We start from the raw sequence: 16,920 nt of genomic DNA on the forward strand, positions 1-16,920 counted from the left end.
TTCGGTTTTATTATCAGTAAGATGAAGCGTCTCGTCATTAAATGGATTATAGGAAGTATTTTTCATTTTAGACCTCCTCAAATCTCGCTCCCGTAATAGACAGCCCTTTTGTATTAGTTATTCAAGGAATTTTGACTGAGATGTTCTTTTTGTAAAGCTTCCTCATACATTTCCAACAAATTTTCTCGGGTCTAGTGTTCACCTCAATAACCCATGGTTTTAAGTTTTGATCCATGCCAATATCAATCCCAAAAAGCTGAATACCAGGATAATTTTTTTCGAGCTGCTTGCATATACGACTTCCCAATTTATTTAAGTTCATGACGACTTTTTTTTGAGTAGTTGGATTGGTATGCGAGGCTAACAGGTCCTCGACGGATAATGCGGTACCTCCACTGCGGATATTCGTCACAATTTTTTTGTGATGCGCAACGCGACCAACAAAGCCTTCATTTCGCCAAGTATGATCCTTTTGTTTTGTAATCATTAAGCGAAGGTCAAACGGGCGTTTGTTCCATCGGAGCAGGTCTATGCCTTGTTGGATGAGATAATCGGCGTTCACTCTTTTGCCCAAAAAAAAGGCATATACTTCTTCTTTTGCTTGAAACTTATGTTGCTGGGTTCCTGAATGGATACGAAAATACGGTTTTTTTTCATGCACAATCCTTCGAACCTGCATGACCCCCACTCCAAAAGCTCCTTGATTAGGTTTCAAATAAACAGTCTTATAACGAGAAAGCATAGCAAAGAAAGATTGTTTATTTAGTTTCATCGTTGCGGGAAGGTGTCTGTTAACCTGTCTGTTCTTCATTAATTCACGATGTTGATCCCACTTTATACCTTTTGCAGGTTTTTTCGGTTTGATAGGAACGGCGACATTACTTTGTCTCATCGATTAGTCTCCTCACACTAGTATTTCCATATCCTATTCAGCTAGCTGTAACAGGCTTTAGGACATCGCCTATTCTGCAAACAATAATTCCTTTCATTGAATAAATTAGTCAGGGAAGGAGTGAGTGCATGTGATCAAAATAACGATTGCCGCTGTCGGAGATTTATTGATGAAAAGTGAAATCATTGCCTCTGCTAAAAGATCAAGCGGATATACGTTCAGTCCTATTTTTGAAAAAGTTAAACCTTATCTAAAAAAACACGATTTAACGATCGGGAATCTGGAAACGACGTTCTCCGGTAAAAGGAAATTGGGCGTTATCGGAAGCCGTCCAAAATGTAACTGTCCGAGAGAGCGAAGGAATCCGAAAACTGGTTTTCCATTATTCAACTGCCCTGATGCGTTGGCGTCAACTTTGAGAAACGTCGGGCTTCATGTATTAACTACTGCAAACAACCATTGTATGGACGGAGGAGTAACCGGTTTAAAACGAACACTGAATGTCCTCGATAAACAAGGACTCAAGCATACGGGAACCTTCCGTTCCATCCAAGAATCTAAGCGTCATCTGATTATGCGTGTAAAAGGAGTGAATATTGGGATTCTATCGTATACGAAAGGCACTAATTCCATTCAAGTACCTAATCGGTGGTTGGTTAACCACATCGACCAAAAGAAGATGATAGCGGATATCCGTGAAATGAAAAATAAAACAGATTTCATCGTTGTTTACCTCCATTTCGGGAGAGAATATCGGCCATTTCCGGGCAAAAATCAAAAACAATTGATGCATTTACTTTTTAAACAAGGCGTGAATGTGGTTTTAGGTGCACATCCTCATCTGCTATACCCGGTAACTCAGGCAAAGGTGAAAGACATCTATGGTCAAGTACGAAATCGAGTGGCAGCTCCTTCTTTAGGTAACTTTGTATCAACGAGGCTAATAAGAAATAATAATACGATTCGGGGAATGATTTTGTCATTGACTCTATCTAAAAATGAACGAGGGATAACAGATATCTTAAAAATTGATCGTATTCCTACGATTGTGGAGAGGAGAAAGACTAATAAGAAAACTTTTACAGTTATCCGAAGAAAGGAACATAAACTTGTCGCTCAACGGAATTAAGAGTATAAACATTCCTTTGACTATTCCAGGTGACACCCTCCTTAAATTCTTATGATTCAGGGTATGAGCATGGTTTTTTAACTGATTGGGTATTATGTCAACAACTTTTACCTCTCTCGTTGAAAGTGTTTAAGTTCATTCGTTAGTGCACGTTTAGCTGAGAAGGTACTGAAACCTTGGTGTCATGCCCGTAACCTCAATGAAATCAACAGCAAAGTTTAACAGTGCCATAATAAAAAAGAAAAAGCTGCGTTAGCAGCTTGTCATTCGTCTGTATTCTTTCAGATAAGCAGACTGTTATAATTTCTCTTGCCCTAGGTAGCCTAATGTACAAAAGGAACTGAATGCCTGAATAGACATGCACCTCCTAGTGCTCTTACATGAAATATCGTCAGATTTATAAAATTAAGTATTAGACTGGCCCTGAAAATGAAACAGCGACAGGCTAGGACTCGAATATAAAGTCTTAGACTGGCGCTGTGTTATTGAACTATAGTTTCTCGTTAGCGGAATGACCTATTTGTTATTAGACGATGCGGTTCAGCTTATCGAGGCTATCGGCATATTATCACCAGGCTGCCTATATGGCAGCTTTTTTTAAATTTCTTTTAACTATTGCCCCTTAATGTCACTTGTTTTAAACCAACTGCAACTCCAAAGTCATCCATACCAACTGGGAAATTAATCTGTTTTTTATTTGTGTTGACGGCAACATATTTTAAATGCTATTCTGTGTATAATCGATTATGTTGACGACCACATATTTGAAAGAAGGGATGAAACTATTGAAGAAAAACATCATTAACGAAGCCATTGAGAATGAAATCAGTTCGGTAACGCATTTTCCCGTAAGCTTCTCTATATTCAGTGTGGCTCGTTCACATCATAGAAATGCAGGACAGCTGCTTCGAGAAGCAGGCCTATACCCAGGGCAGGAACTCGTACTGATGCAGTTGTGGCACCGAGACAGCCAATCACAGAATAGTCTTTCAAGGTCACTGCGCCTTGATCACTCGACAATAGCTAAATCCGTTCGACGTTTGGAAGATGCGGGGCTGGTTACCTGCAGCCGCTCCCAGGAAGATAAACGCGTAACCATCGTATCGCTCACTCAAACAGGGCGTGAAGTTGAACCCAGAGTGATTCAGGCTTGGAGCAAGCTGGAAGAGATCACAACGAAAGTTCTCAATGACGAAGAAAAAATACAGTTTGTAGCTCTGGCACAAAAAATAGCCGCTTCTTTAGAAACATAACTGTACATTTTTAAAAAATGATGAATGATAAAGGAGAGATAAGCATGTCTAATAAGTCGATGCAAGCCATTCTGGTCAATGAATATGGTGGTCCAAATGTCTTAAAGATAGCAACAGTTGAACGCCCCAAGCAGCAAAAGGATGAAGTGCTCGTTCGCATCGTATATGCTACGATTATTCCGCTAGACTATAAAATCCGTAACGGTTGGCTTCAAGAAGTTTTTCCTGTAACCCTCCCCTACATTCCTGGATTTTACGCTTCCGGCGTTGTCGAAGAGGTAGGGCAAGATGTAGTGGATTTCAAGCCCGGTGATCGCATTTTTGGTAGTATTAGAGGAGCCTACTCAGAATATGGCATTGCGAAAGTCCATGAATTAGTTAAGATGCCCGATATTCTTACCTTTGAAGATGCAGCAACGATTAAAGCAGGAGCCGAAACGGCTTGGAAAGCGTTGTTCACTGAAGGTGAACTCCAATCTGGCCAAACCGTTCTCATTCATGCTGCAGCAGGCGGCGTTGGACAGTTTGCCGTTCAGCTGGCCAAATGGAAGGGAGCGACCGTGATCGCTACGGCTTCAACTTCTAACATGGACTTCGTCAAGTCATTGGGTGCGGATCAAGTCATCGATTATACCCTGACAGCTTTCGAAGACGTCGTCAAAGAAGTGGATCTCGTCATCGATTCCATTGGAGGCGAGACCGAGAATCGATCATGGGCCGTTCTGAAGAAGGGGGGAATTCTCGTCGCTTTGACTCAGGATCCATCTCAAGAGAACGCTCAAAAGTATGGCGTAACAGCTAAATTTAACACCAAATTCCCAACATACGCGAATCTGCAGAGCTTAACGGAATTAATTGCAGACGGTACGATTAAAGCAGCGATTGATTCCATATTCCCGCTAAACCAAGCTAATAAAGCACTGGAGAAAAGCGAAGCAAGACATGGACGCGGAAGAATTTTGCTGCACATAAACTCAATCTAACAACAACTGTATGAATAGAAGTTTGGATATTAAAACACGAGAGCAACACGAGTGTATACCACACTAAGTGTTGTTTTCTTCATTCACATCAAACTATTCTGGCTAATCGTATTGTTAGGTCACTTCCCCCAAGAAAATTTTTCCTCTTCACTTATGGTAGGGTTCACCGGAATTAATCTTCATCTAATCTGCCCTTTAGTTGAGGCAGCCAATCAATTATTCCTATGATATTGCAAATTTATGTGCGTTTGGATGCAGGTTTTTAAGTTACTAAATGAAAATGTAATTACTAACTGCATTCGTACATTTGAAGCGAATACCCACCATAGTTCCTTCTTGCTACTTCGAAAATGTAACTTCCAACCATAGAATAAACAGAATCCAAAGAATCATTATCTATTTCATACTCACATAATTCTTCAAGAATATCGTCTACTTTACGTAGGCTTTGTACACTAAAATCAAAATTCCCTTTATCAGAAAAATTATTTGTGAAGCTTTCTGCCGTTGAAAAGGAAAAGCAACAGATCGCGAGGAAATCCGCCCGGTAGTTTAATACAACGTCCTATAATGTAAAAAAGCGATGGATTGGTTCCATCGCTCTACTCTCGTCTTACAACCGATTATGTTTCCCGTCTATCAACCTTAACGAATCTCTTTCCCCATTCGCAGAGAGGGTCGAGCACTGTTTTCAATGACCATCCACTTTCAGTAAGTTCATAAACGACTTTGACTGGTACTTCCGGGAAGACGGTGCGGAGAATGAGTCCATCCGCTTCGAGTTCCTTCAGTTGCTGGGTGAGCATTTTCTGTGTAATTGGTGTAAGCTCCCGCTTCATCTCCCCGTTACGCATTGCTCCCTGCTCCGCGAGTATACAAAGGATGGCTGTCTTCCATTTGCCGCCGATTCGATCCAGTGTCGCTTCCGTAGGGTTAGAATAGTTCTCTTTCATGACGCTGGAATGTGCCTTGTTGGCCTTGAATGTTATGCTAACCTCCCCCTTCAAAGTACCTATTCGGTAACTATATTACTGAAAAGTGCGTAATTTTCTAATTTGATTATATCGTGTACACTCAGTGTTGTCAGCATCACAGACGAACCAGAACTAGGAGGAAGAGAATCATGAACAAGAAGAACCAGTGGGGCGTAGGCATCGTTGGAGTGGGAGGATGGGGCGGCACAGCTCATGTCCCCGCACTAGAGGCGTTGGAGAACTACGAGGTAAAGGCGCTTACTGGCACGCGCTTGGACACTGCACAGGCGGCGGCCGAGCGACACGGCATCGAGAGGTTCTATACCGATGTGCTAGAGATGGCAAAACAACCTGACGTTGATATTGTGACCATCACTGTAAAAGTGCCGGAGCACGATCATCTGATCCGGATGGCACTGGAAGCCGGCAAGAATGTGTACAGTGAATGGCCGCTCTCTCGGACCACCTCCGAGTCGAAGGAACTGCTTGTACTTGCGGAGGAACAAGGAGTAAATCATGTCGTCGGTCTTCAAGCTCGGGGTAACCCAACCGTCCGTTACATCCGTGATTTAGTCACTAGGGGAACTGTCGGACGGGTCCTAGCAGTGAATGCGGTAATAACGATGCCGAGGTTCCCAACTACGAATGGAAATGTGGACTTGGCACATGTCTATCTTCTAGATGAATCCAATGGAGCCGATCAATTGACTATCGGGGCCGCGCACATGCTTGATGCAATCGAATATATGGTGGCGCCGTTTGCTGAAGTGTCCGCAACATTGGCCACGCAATACCCTGAGGTGAACATCCTTGAAACCGGGGAGGTAGTACGGGCGACTGCTCCGGATCATGTGACGATCACCGGCAAACTGACCCAGGGCTCTATCGTTTCTGCCCAGTTCATAAACGCTGGAACACCCGGTTTTACACTGAAAATTATTGGAACTGAAGGCGAATTTATCGTTACACCGCGCGACGGCCTAATGTTCCAAATGGATCGGTTGAACCTCAGTTTTGCCCCAACGTCTGGAAAAGTTGAGACGCTGGAAACGCCAGACGATTACTTTCCCTTCGTTACGAGAGATACTGCCCCAGGACCGGGATACAATGTAGCCCATTTATATGCTTTGTTCTCGGAGCGGATCAATGGAGTTGAGGTTGAACTCCCCGACTTCGCCGATGCGGTGCGAATGCACCGTTTGATGGACGCCATACGTGCTGCCTCAGTAACCGGCATCCGCCAAACATTGGAGGAGTGAGATTCAGGTCCAGCGTAAGCCTACTGAATGTACTGATTGGCAGAACTTTGCAGTCGTAGGGTCTCACTAGCCTACCCGTTTGCGGGGAGAAGGGCTGCCACTCGGCAGCCCTTCCTTCACTGTTTAACTCCCTCGGTTCGATTAAGTTTTCTCACGTATACTCGCTTATTCGCAGGATTTCACCCTTGTTAAAAGACAGGAGGTTTGGAATAGAGTTACCGTAATAGACCTTGGCAACATGAAGGCGTACTGAAATAGAGGGAGGTTAACATCCCATATATTCCCATATGCTGCACGCATTCTCCACGCCGCCCCTGGAGGTTTTCACTCCCATGTCTCAACGGGTCATCGCCCTCTCATTCCTTCGTTACGCCTGTCCAAGGGGTGGAGGCCGGTCTTGCTATCGTTACGGGTCTTTGCCCTTTGGTTAAACACATCCGGTACCCCGTGCTTTCTTTTAAAATCCTGCGAATAAGCCAAAATTCGTACGACGAAACGGTTGGTTATTACTTAAGCTGCTAACTGAAGTGGCATTGTTTTTATAGGATTGTAGGCTTCGTTGTTGCGAGCCATTCCAACGAGTATTCGGGCTAATTTTCCACACAATTTCATAAGAGATCTCATTTTCTTCATCTTTTTCATCTGTACATTGTACTCATGCATTGCTTTGAATTCTGGATTGTTCCCCACCATACTCATGGTCATCATGTAGATGAAACGGCGCAGGCGAGATCGTCCGCGTTTACTTATTTTCATCTGTCCCGTCCATTTGCCTGAGCTTGCTTCTGAAAGGTTTAGACCAGCATGCCGAAGTAATGCATTGCCGTGTACAAAGCCACTTAAATCCCCTGCTTCACCAAGAATACCAGCAAGTGAAATGGCGTTAATCCCTTTAACAGCAAGCATTGGTTTAGCAAATGGAATGCGGTCTAAAACGGTAATAATCTCTGTCTCTACTATTTTCAGCTGTTCACAGGCAAGGTCGTATTCGGCCAGAAGCTACTTTAAATGAAGTTTGTACGCATAAGTAGCTTGTTTAGAACCAACAGAATGACTAGCAAGAGCAATAAGTGCTCGGGCCTTTATTTCGCCAGGCTGTCGTTTCATTAGGGACTTCCACCCACATACGACATCCTGAGGCTCTAGTTTCCTTAGTTCTTCAGGTGTTGAGAAAAGTCTTAATGTGGCCAATGAGCCTTTGCACATAAGGTTTTTAAAGACTTGTCGCAACTCAGGGAACACAACGTCAACCCAACGATGGATTTGATTCTTCGCACTAACGAGCCTCGTTACGACAGAGTCCCTGTTTGAGAAAAAGACTCGAAGTTCTTCAAAGGCTTCAGGTGTGTTACGAGTGAACGAGTAGTAGCCGTTTTTAACCATGTCAGCAATGACGAGAGCATCCTTTTTGTCACTCTTAGATGGCGTATTGTCACGGTTTTCCTTATTCTTTTTCACGAGATGAGGATTGACGAGAACAACTTCATATTGACGCTCGGAGAGCCATTTAGAGACGTTAAGCCAGTAATGACCGGTAGGTTCCATACCAATAATAGCCGAACTAAGGCTATGAGCTGCTTGCAGTGAATGAATCCACCGAAGAAGATTTTGAAATCCTTCTTCATCATTCGAGAAGGATATTGGATTACCGACCACAATTCCACGAAAATTAACTGCTCGTGCGACATGTGCTTGTTGAGCGATGTCGATCCCGACAACTAGATGCTGAGTGGTAATTTTTTCAATGAGTTGATTTTGTTTGTTCTGCGCTTTAAACTTCATACAGAGCGTCCTCCTGGATGATGGGATTTTAAGGGCTATGACCCGTTGAGTACTCCCATCGTACCGAGGCGCTTATTTTTTTGCAAAGTTCAAAATTAACGCTCTACAGGAATGCTATCGTTTTTCATTTAGTTAAATGAACTCCAATTATCTACCCAATTTATTAACCATATAGCCTGCATTAACGGAAATTAATATCATCACCTTTAAAAATAATCTCTTTACATTTATCCTTCCCGTTACTTCAATACACAACGGCAGTTGTGCCGGCTGCTGTCATGTCGTGATTATACTATTGTTCACCATAGCGTAACGAATTAACTTTTGAATTGCTGTTCAAATACCGATTCAGCAATCTCTATTAGTTCAAGTCGTAACCCAGCACCTTCAATTCTCGCTATGATTTGGCGCGCTGTTTCGAAATTCATGATCACTCTTCCAGTTGTTTCGAACCCTTCGGGCATGATTCCATAATCCTTTACTCTTGCCATAACAAAAACAGTGTATGTATCCGTACTCTCCCAGTACCAAGCAGCAATCGGTACTCTTTTAGACTCTAAAATAAGACCTGCTTCTTCTATTGTTTCACGGTTTAAAGTAGTATTAATATCCTCGTTAGCTTCAATCCTCCCATCAACTGTTGTGAGCGCCTTCTCATTCTTATCCCAAACCATAACAATTGAGCCATCTTCAGTAATTGGTATGCTGTGTACACCAGCAATTTTTTTGTCAGTCGGAAAAGTGCCATTTAAAGGACTTAGCATTCAATCCCTCCAATTTCATTTTTTAGAAGTATTCATTGGATAGATGGTAAAACCTTCTTGAATCTTTGTCCGTTATATTAACAAATACACTCATTAGCAATTAAAGTTGCAACCACGCTAATCTGACTGTTAGCACAACAGGCCATCGGTATTATCACCGGCAGCCTGTTTAAACTAGGGAGAGAGTTCAGAGCCACCTGTGGCTCTTTTCGAATTGTGCACAAATGCCTACTCTATTGCATATGGTAGAAGCAATGTATGATCAGTTCACTCTGAGGAGTATAGTCCCAACTTTAAGTTCAAAGGAGATAATCACATGTGGAGTAGCCTCCCATCATTCCCCAATAACAGACAAGGAATTTCAAACATTTTACAATGTATGAATAAATGGGTGACCATCCAATTAGACGGTGGGACAAATTTGCAAGTCAACGTGACCTCTGCCGACTTCAACTATGTAACAGGATTTTTAAGCCGCCAATCTTATAACTCATTAGTATGCAACGGGACTGCCATTCAAAATTCACAACAGGCAGAAGCTTGCAAGGGGCAATGGATCCAGCTTGTTCTTCCCAATCAAATTTCGCTCTCGTTTTATTTGACACATTATGATGATCAAATGGTCGGGGGCAGTTTCCAATCGACTCAGCTTCTCGGATTATCAAACCGTGTCACTTCAGTTCAATGTTGAATAGAAGCAGGTCTCGCGAGATGAACTGGACCCCAATCGTTAGATGGTGTCTAACAATTGGGGTCCAGTTCACAAATACACGGTAGCCTTCATGCTGAATTGATTGAACTAACGTTACCCATTAGCTCAATGAACTATTGACTTAAAGAGTATTTTTAAATAAATGATGTATTCAATATAGTTTTTTTGTAATTACTCTTTTCGAAATAATAAGGGCCTAAATGGTTTAGTTTAATCTGATCACCTTTTTTGAAATCACGCCAAATAATCAAATTATCGTCTTCTTCGATGATCGCTGAAATAAATCCGCAATTCAAATCTCCACAGTCTGCACATGTAAGAAGAGGATAGCGATTTCCGCCTAATCTACTTAGTCTTTTGAGTGTTAACTCTTCGACTATTTCTTGCTTATACTTACTTATTCCTGAACCAATACAAGGAATATATTCGTGTTTTTTCAATAGCTCAAATAACGATTTACCATCAATTATAAAATCATGAAATGATTTATTTGAATTTTCTACAATCAGTTTTGTTGTAAAAGTATTTACTATCATTCTATTAGCTCCGTTGATTTAATATTTAGCGGTAATTCAAGGACCAATGTTAAGAGTGTCCTTTAGTCAAGGATAAATGTGATATGCTCGTGGTCAGTTATTATTTCCTGCAACCAGTCAAAAATGGTGGGCCCTACGCCATTCTTGGCTTTTTGCAGTTCTTCCGCAACTCGGGGAACATTTGAAGAATGACATCTTAGTAATCGCTCTTCAAGTAGTTTTACTGTTTCCGTGTACCCTAAACTTTCCTTTAAGGTACTGGAATTTTTCAAAAAGATTGTCAATGCTTCGTCGCCCTCTATTTCACCAAATCCACCACTTAAAATGTCGTTAAAGGCATCTAAATTTCCATGCCATCTATGCTTTCCTGATAACACAACATCGGAGAATTCACTACAGAAATCTTCGAAATTAGAAATTTTACTACCATCTATGATGAATGTCTTACTCATTCGAAATCGCCCCATTCATTAACACATATTTGAACAAATCTAGCCCGTTTATGGAGTAAGAGCTACCACGCGGCAGTCGGCGATCCCTATTTAAGTAACGTTACTCGTTAGTTGAAAGACAAATTCTTTATAACGGTCTCCAATCAGGGTCTTTTATATCGTTGATTGTTAGTTTTCTTACAAATTCAATACAACGCTCCTCACAAGCACCAAACTTTATGAAGTTCGCTTGACCTTGTCTTAGAGAAACTTCGTTTGCTCCCCCTTCATAATCAGGGTCTCTAAATTGCACGCCATCATCTTCCCAAAAGCATATCTTACAGATTTCATAAGTATCAGTTGGTTCTTCGTCTAATGATTTGTAGCCACAACAAGGACAAGTGTATTTCATAAGTCCACCTTTCTTTCTACAGCCTTCTAAAGCTATTTTATCACTTGATTGTATTGAGCAAAACTGCCCGTTAGTTGAGCAAAAGGCTGCCGATCACGCTGGCAGCCTCGTTCTGGTTCTATATGTAACTAACGTTCCCCATTACTTCAATGGTTAATAGGGTTTCCATTTATGTCATCATTACTTCGGACATGATTTAAATCTCAAATGGGCTTCACCGCTGAAAAGCGTTAAACCGCGTCCCCTGATTCGTCAGCTTTCCCCTGTCTCCTTCTGCGATCAGCCCGTACTCCGAGCCGCTCAGCTGCAACTCCAGGCGCGAACGATCGTCGAACTCGAATGTCACGAAGTAAGAAGTACTCGCGCTTGAATCTTCGGATCCGCCCCACACTTTCGTCCGTTTCGTGATAACTATCGCATCCCGTCTCAGCACAGGAGACGCATTATTTCGCGCCCAGGTATTGATCCCGCTTATCACGGCAAAGATGATCATTCCAATTATCAGTAACGGAATCAACACAAACATCGCTTTAAATATAAACGGCGGTCCATCAAACCCCATCGACATAACAGCAGCGCTCCTCTTTCTGTAAAATTTTTCATGCCCTATATGCTACGATGCTCCACTCCCCAAAGATGCACCTTCTTGTTGCTGCATGGCTTTCCGATTGACATAGAATGCAGCTGAAGCGGCTGAGCTATAGGTAACGACAGGAAGAATGAATACGGCTATAATGACACTACTCCAATAAGGGTCCTCCATATCTACCCCTGGGAGTAATCCAATAGTAATAATCCCACCAATAATCGTGAGTAGATACCAGCCTATAAAGCTCAAATGAAGCTTAAAAAAGTCCCATTTATGCCCTTTCATCATTTCCGAGCTGCGTTTAATGGCTTGAAGCGGTTTTAAGTCTGGTTCATCGTTCAAAATGTAGAAGGTCATGGCATAACGAAGGGCTGCAATAATACCTGGAATTATGAGTAAGAGTGTCCAAAGCAGGATGAAAAGTATGAACAGGAGGTAAGTCAGAAATGAAGAAACAAATTGTTTGAATCCGTAAAATAGATCGGTGAACTGTGCACTTTCATCTCGATTCAGTTTCAGAAAGTAATGTACAGAGCCTAGCAGGAGAGCACAACCTACTAGAAAGCCTACAAGGTCTAAAAGCCAGTGAGCCTCAGGACCCGTCAATGGGCCGAACAAAGTCGCAACCGCCGTAACAAATAGAGCTGAAGCCCAGTTCTCTCTCAGGCTCCACCTTGCTATTTCCCTTAGGTCCGAGGAATTCTTGTAATAATAATTTTCTTGGTTCACGCTCATGTTGGTCCTCGCTTCGTTTGGAATATTTTACATTTACTCTCAATAATAAGGAATCCAATCCCCCCAGTAAAGAACTAAATTTACAAGTAGGTATTTACACCCACACATGGAGAAAGTTAAGAGTTAAATTATACTGCGCGATACTCAGTAAAAAAAATAGGGATCGTCGACTGCACCACAGCCGGCGATCCCTATTTATAGACTGAAAATTTTAGAAATGTTGCTCTTTATTATGTCGCAAACATAACCATTTTGGATGCACAGCATTATACTAATTTATTATGCTATAATAAATTGATTTATCCCTTAACTCTTTTACGTTTTAGAAGATAAAAAAATCTCATAATCTATGATCTTATGGTGATACGTGATGATACAACTGCTTGCTTGTGGTTATAATTTTATACACGAAGATGGCATCGTCATTGATCGGCCGAAAGGCTCAGGCGATTATGCTTTTGTGTTATTTAAGAGCAACACAAAACTAGTGCTTCAAGGTAAATTAATGTCAATCGAGAAGAATACCTATATGTTATTGAATCCTCATACTCCGCACCTCTACGGACATTATGAAAAGCCGTTTATCAATGACTGGTTTCATTGTTCCAGTAACGGCATAGACGCGTTCCTGACCGAAATCGATTTTCCATTGGATACGCCAGTACGTGCTGAAGATACGATGTTAATTTCCAAATGTATTATGGAAATGAGCAATCTTGTTAGACAGGATTCCCCTTTAATGGAGAGAATTCTGGATTGTGAGCTTAAAGCTCTCTTAATGAAACTGGTCACCCTACACAAACAGACGGCTGTTCATGAGCATAAGAGCCGATATCTCCTGCCATTCACACAACTGCGAAACCAACTGTATAGTGCTCCTAACGCCACATATACAGTAGATATGCTTGCTTCCAGCGTAAATTTAAGCAAATCTTATTTCCAACACTTATATAAAGAATTGTTCGGGTGCTCCATCATAACGGATCTCATTAAGGCCAGACTGGAATACGCCAAGTATCTTCTCATGAACAGCAGCACATCCATAAGTATTATTTCGAGAATGTGCGGGTATGAGAATGACACTCACTTTATGCGACAATTCAAAAAATTTGTGGGTGTTACTCCCAGTCAATATAAAGCTGGAGGGCCAAATTGAATACATGATAATGCTGTCGAGAAGATCTCGACAGCCTAAGTATCCTAGATTAGGACTGAACTAGAATCTGTGCAATCACAGTAACATCGATAGCCGTCCTACCCGGAGTTCCTAAACAAGGAGTACCATCTTCATTCCATGAAATGACTTGTACGTGAGCATGACGATTCGGGTCTGTCAATGGGCTGCCGATAAGATCTCGGTAAGGTCGTGCATGGAATACGATAAGATCCAAGCTGCCATCTTCACACACAGTAAAACAATTATGTCCTGGACCGTAGTTACTAGTCTCCTCGTTGGTCTGAAATACCGGTGATGGCTGTTTACGCCATGAACGGGCATCCAACAAATCATCTTCCAAAGAAGCTTCCAGTAATCCCATACAATAGTTGTGATCTGTAGCGCTAGCGGAATAGGTAACAAAAATCCTTCCATCACGCATCAGCACAGCAGGTCCCTCATTCACACGGAATCCTTGAATTTCCCAATGATGCTCAGGCTTCGCTATTAATACTTGTGGACCCGAGATCGTCCACGGATTAGCCATCTTGGCGATATACAAATTGCTGTCCTTTTCCTGGTATTGAGCCCAGATTAGATATTGCTCCCCCCGATGGTGGAATGTCGTGGCATCTAAGGAAAAGCTTTCAAAATCCAAAAAGATCTTTCCTTTTTCAATCCACTGACCGGTCATGGGGTCCGCATCAGAACACTCCAGGACATAGGGGCGAATAGCCCATCTATCTTCAGCCGTTCCTGCTGCAAAATAGATATACCATTTGCCATGGATGAAATGAATCTCTGGAGCCCAGATATGGTTGCCCATCTCCCCCGTCTCATGCTTCACCCAAATTACTGCTTCATGGGCTTCCCTTAACCCACTAAGCGTTCGCGCCTTTCGAAGAATAATCCGATCATATTCCGGAACTGAAGCTGTAAAGTAATAATAACCGTCCGTATGCTTCAGCACATGGGGATCCGCCCGCTGGAATATCCAAGGATCCAGATAGGTGATCTCATGGGCTGTCCCTTTTATCTGAAATGTACAGGGTTGTCCCTTTCCTTCTAGTTTAACAGCTTCCCATTTTACATTCACTGCAACGCGTAACCCTTCAATGAATTCGATCTCAACTTGGGCAGGCATTTCCGGTATCTGGTTAACAGGAACGGAAATTTGAATCTCGGCTGACACGGCATGGCTCATGGTGGGCACTCCTTTATGGCGATTTCATGATTAGTTATCAAATCGTTAAAATTCACTCTATTTAGTATAGAGTTATCCATCCGTTCGGGACAATAACTGATTCTGCCTAATAACTGATCTATTACACTTCCTTTATCTGAAAATAAGACAATAAGTCAGTTGAATACCATGATAGTCTATTGATCCGTCCATAGGAGTCTCCTATACTTTGACTATGATCACTAATATTCAGCGATCACTTTCGCAGGTAAGGAGTGTTTCACGTGTCATTGTTGAATCAAGCCTATACGGGCTATCTTTTAGTACATTTTATCGGGGAAAAGCCAGACGGTGAACAAGTCTATTTCTCCTATAGCGAGGACGGTTTACATTGGAAGGACCTTAACGCCGGTCAGCCAGTACTATGTTCCGAGTTGGGGGAAAAAGGCGTGCGGGATCCCTTTATCGTACGGTCACCCAAGGAGAACAAATTTTATCTGATCGCCACGGATCTCCGTATTGCAAGTGGAAAAGGATGGCATACAGCTGTTAATGCCGGAAGTCGCGACATTATCGTATGGGAATCGACCGACTTGGTGCATTGGTCCTCCCCTTGGTCCGTTACGGTTGGTGTGCCTGATGCTGGCTGTGTTTGGGCACCAGAATCCATTTATGACGAAGTCTCCGGCAATTTCCTTGTATTTTGGGCCTCAGCCACGCAGGAACCGCATGAAGAAGAACGGAAACAAAAGATCTACTGTGCAAGAACCAAAGATTTCCGCAGTTTCACAGAGGCTGAAACGTACATTGAGCGGGATAACCATATCATCGATACGACATTGATCGCGCATAACGGATACTATTACCGTTATTCCAAAGATGAAACGACCAAAAATATTCGAGTCGAAAAAGGCACATCGTTAGAAAGAGACGCTTTCACCCCACTGATTGCCCCGGCATTAGAAGCCTTGTTAGGCGTGGAAGGTCCTCAAATCTATAAGTTTAACGACCGAGAAGAATGGTGCCTCATCGTGGACCGCTTCGCAGAAGGAAAAGGTTACCTCCCGCTTCTCACCTCAGATCTGGAAAGCGGTAAGTTTCGAGTTCTGGAGGATGGCGAGTTCGACTTGGGAATATCCAAGAAACGTCATGGCGGCGTCTTACCGATTACTTTTGAAGAGAGTTGCCGTCTACTCGCGGCATTCGGCGACGGCCATCAGGTGCTGCCCGGACAATTTGCCGACCCGGATCTTGTGAAATTCGGTGATCGTTATTACCTCTATCCTACCACCGATGGCTTTGATGGCTGGTCTGGCACGCAATTTCGCGCTTTTTCCTCGGATGACTTAAAGATTTGGCGGGATGAGGGAATCATTTTGGATCTTGCTACGGAGGATGTCCCATGGACCGTCGATTCCGCGTGGGCGCCTGCGATTGCTTTCAGGAATGACAACTATTATTACTACTTCTGCGGCAAAACGAAAAGCGGAAGCCACGCAATCGGCGTTGCGGTTGCAAAGACACCTGTGGGCCCATTTCGCGCACAACCTGAGCCTCTTATCTCGATGGAGCAAATGAAGCGTTTGGGGATTCCCATGAGCCTGACCATTGATCCATCCATTTATGTAGAGGACGACGGCACCGCTTACTTGTTGTTCGGAAATGGGAACCCTACGATCGTACGCCTCAGCGACGATATGATTAGCGTAGCGGAGGATACGATGAGAAATGTGGACGGCCTACACGACTTCGGAGAGGCTGTGACCGTGCTCAAACGAGGAGGGGTGTATCATTTCACATGGTCATGTGACGATACTGGCAGCGAAGACTATCACGTCAACTATGGCACCGCTGAGCAGTTGTACGGTCCAGTCACTTTCCATTACCCCGTTCTAGTCAAAAATAAAGAAAAAGATATGCTCGGTACTGCTCATCATTCCATACTCCAAGAGCCCGGCACGGATCAATATTGGATTGCCTATCACAGGTTTGTCACTCCGACGACCCGGTTTAAGCAAGGCAAAGGCTTTCATCGGGAAACTTGCATAGATTTGCTCACATTTGGGGAAGACGGTTTTATGCAACCTGTGCAGCTGTAGAAACAACGAATCGCCGATCAACACCTTGTAT

16 protein-coding genes and 1 pseudogene are annotated in these 16,920 nt (G+C 42.9%); 7 read left to right on the top strand and 10 right to left on the bottom strand.

All coding sequences use genetic code 11. From position 1 onward, the window contains the following. Positions 1 to 121 precede the first annotated feature (121 nt). Entirely contained in the window at positions 122 to 892 is a 771-nt protein-coding gene (locus ASL11_RS31570; protein ID WP_056623961.1) for a YheC/YheD family protein, read from the bottom strand. Between the two features lie 130 nt (positions 893 to 1,022). On the opposite strand from ASL11_RS31570, the gene ASL11_RS31575 reads away from it, so the two are divergent. From ASL11_RS31575 to ASL11_RS31585, 3 genes are all read left to right on the top strand, one after another. After that, positions 1,023 to 2,021 carry a CapA family protein gene (locus ASL11_RS31575; protein WP_082596024.1) on the top strand — a complete coding sequence of 333 codons (999 nt, stop codon included), beginning with the start codon at positions 1,023 to 1,025 and terminating at the stop codon, positions 2,019 to 2,021. Between the two features lie 746 nt (positions 2,022 to 2,767). Continuing rightward, positions 2,768 to 3,274 (top strand): MarR family winged helix-turn-helix transcriptional regulator, encoded by a 507-nt coding sequence (locus ASL11_RS31580; RefSeq protein ID WP_235550639.1) that lies wholly within the window; start codon positions 2,768 to 2,770, stop codon positions 3,272 to 3,274. Positions 3,275 to 3,318: 44 nt separating this feature from the next. After that, positions 3,319 to 4,257 (top strand): NADP-dependent oxidoreductase, encoded by a 939-nt coding sequence (locus ASL11_RS31585; protein ID WP_056623967.1) that lies wholly within the window; start codon positions 3,319 to 3,321, stop codon positions 4,255 to 4,257. A gap of 623 nt (positions 4,258 to 4,880) precedes the next feature. Here the strand turns inward: ASL11_RS31585 and ASL11_RS31590 are convergent. Continuing rightward, positions 4,881 to 5,210 (bottom strand): winged helix-turn-helix transcriptional regulator, encoded by a 330-nt coding sequence (locus ASL11_RS31590; protein WP_056624713.1) that lies wholly within the window; start codon positions 5,208 to 5,210, stop codon positions 4,881 to 4,883. A 113-nt stretch (positions 5,211 to 5,323) separates the two neighbouring features. Here ASL11_RS31590 and ASL11_RS31595 point away from each other — a divergent pair, with 113 nt between their 5' ends. After that, on the top strand, positions 5,324 to 6,490 hold the full coding sequence (locus ASL11_RS31595) for a Gfo/Idh/MocA family protein (protein ID WP_157257125.1): 1,167 nt from the start codon (positions 5,324 to 5,326) through the stop codon (positions 6,488 to 6,490). A 510-nt stretch (positions 6,491 to 7,000) separates the two neighbouring features. On the opposite strand, the pseudogene ASL11_RS31600 reads toward ASL11_RS31595, so the two are convergent. Both ASL11_RS31600 and ASL11_RS31605 read right to left on the bottom strand, forming a co-directional pair. Further along, positions 7,001 to 8,272 (bottom strand): annotated as a pseudogene (locus ASL11_RS31600) (IS110 family transposase). A gap of 317 nt (positions 8,273 to 8,589) precedes the next feature. After that, complete coding sequence (locus ASL11_RS31605; RefSeq protein WP_056623974.1) at positions 8,590 to 9,036, bottom strand: NUDIX domain-containing protein; 447 nt, start codon at positions 9,034 to 9,036, stop codon at positions 8,590 to 8,592. Between the two features lie 316 nt (positions 9,037 to 9,352). Here ASL11_RS31605 and ASL11_RS31610 point away from each other — a divergent pair, with 316 nt between their 5' ends. Continuing rightward, positions 9,353 to 9,727 carry a hypothetical protein gene (locus ASL11_RS31610; protein ID WP_056623977.1) on the top strand — a complete coding sequence of 125 codons (375 nt, stop codon included), beginning with the start codon at positions 9,353 to 9,355 and terminating at the stop codon, positions 9,725 to 9,727. Positions 9,728 to 9,882: 155 nt separating this feature from the next. On the opposite strand, the gene ASL11_RS31615 is transcribed toward ASL11_RS31610, so the two are convergent. The 5 genes from ASL11_RS31615 to ASL11_RS31635 form a co-directional block, all read right to left on the bottom strand. After that, complete coding sequence (locus tag ASL11_RS31615) at positions 9,883 to 10,284, bottom strand: hypothetical protein (protein ID WP_056623982.1); 402 nt, start codon at positions 10,282 to 10,284, stop codon at positions 9,883 to 9,885. A 62-nt stretch (positions 10,285 to 10,346) separates the two neighbouring features. Then, positions 10,347 to 10,736: a barstar family protein gene (locus ASL11_RS31620; RefSeq protein ID WP_056623985.1), complete on the bottom strand. Its 390-nt coding sequence runs from the start codon at positions 10,734 to 10,736 to the stop codon at positions 10,347 to 10,349. Positions 10,737 to 10,863: 127 nt separating this feature from the next. Next, positions 10,864 to 11,127, bottom strand: a complete 264-nt coding sequence (locus tag ASL11_RS31625; protein ID WP_056623988.1) for a CPCC family cysteine-rich protein — start codon at positions 11,125 to 11,127, stop codon at positions 10,864 to 10,866. 214 nt (positions 11,128 to 11,341) lie between these two features. Continuing rightward, complete coding sequence (locus tag ASL11_RS31630) at positions 11,342 to 11,695, bottom strand: DUF2500 domain-containing protein (RefSeq protein ID WP_082596025.1); 354 nt, start codon at positions 11,693 to 11,695, stop codon at positions 11,342 to 11,344. Between the two features lie 45 nt (positions 11,696 to 11,740). Beyond that, positions 11,741 to 12,451, bottom strand: coding sequence for a DUF975 family protein (locus ASL11_RS31635; protein ID WP_056623991.1), 711 nt, complete (start codon positions 12,449 to 12,451; stop codon positions 11,741 to 11,743). 370 nt (positions 12,452 to 12,821) lie between these two features. Between ASL11_RS31635 and ASL11_RS31640 the strand changes: the two genes are divergently transcribed. Then, the gene (locus ASL11_RS31640; protein WP_056623993.1) at positions 12,822 to 13,607 is read left to right on the top strand and encodes a helix-turn-helix domain-containing protein; all 786 of its coding nucleotides are present in this window, start codon (positions 12,822 to 12,824) and stop codon (positions 13,605 to 13,607) included. Positions 13,608 to 13,656: 49 nt separating this feature from the next. On the opposite strand, the gene ASL11_RS31645 is transcribed toward ASL11_RS31640, so the two are convergent. Next, on the bottom strand, positions 13,657 to 14,811 hold the full coding sequence (locus tag ASL11_RS31645) for a family 43 glycosylhydrolase (RefSeq protein ID WP_056623996.1): 1,155 nt from the start codon (positions 14,809 to 14,811) through the stop codon (positions 13,657 to 13,659). 263 nt (positions 14,812 to 15,074) lie between these two features. Here ASL11_RS31645 and ASL11_RS31650 point away from each other — a divergent pair, with 263 nt between their 5' ends. After that, complete coding sequence (locus ASL11_RS31650) at positions 15,075 to 16,889, top strand: family 43 glycosylhydrolase (RefSeq protein WP_056624001.1); 1,815 nt, start codon at positions 15,075 to 15,077, stop codon at positions 16,887 to 16,889. The last annotated feature ends 31 nt before the right edge of the window (positions 16,890 to 16,920 follow it).

The organism is Paenibacillus sp. Soil750, assembly GCF_001428045.1.
Lineage (GTDB): Bacteria > Bacillota > Bacilli > Paenibacillales > NBRC-103111 > Paenibacillus_E > Paenibacillus_E allorhizoplanae.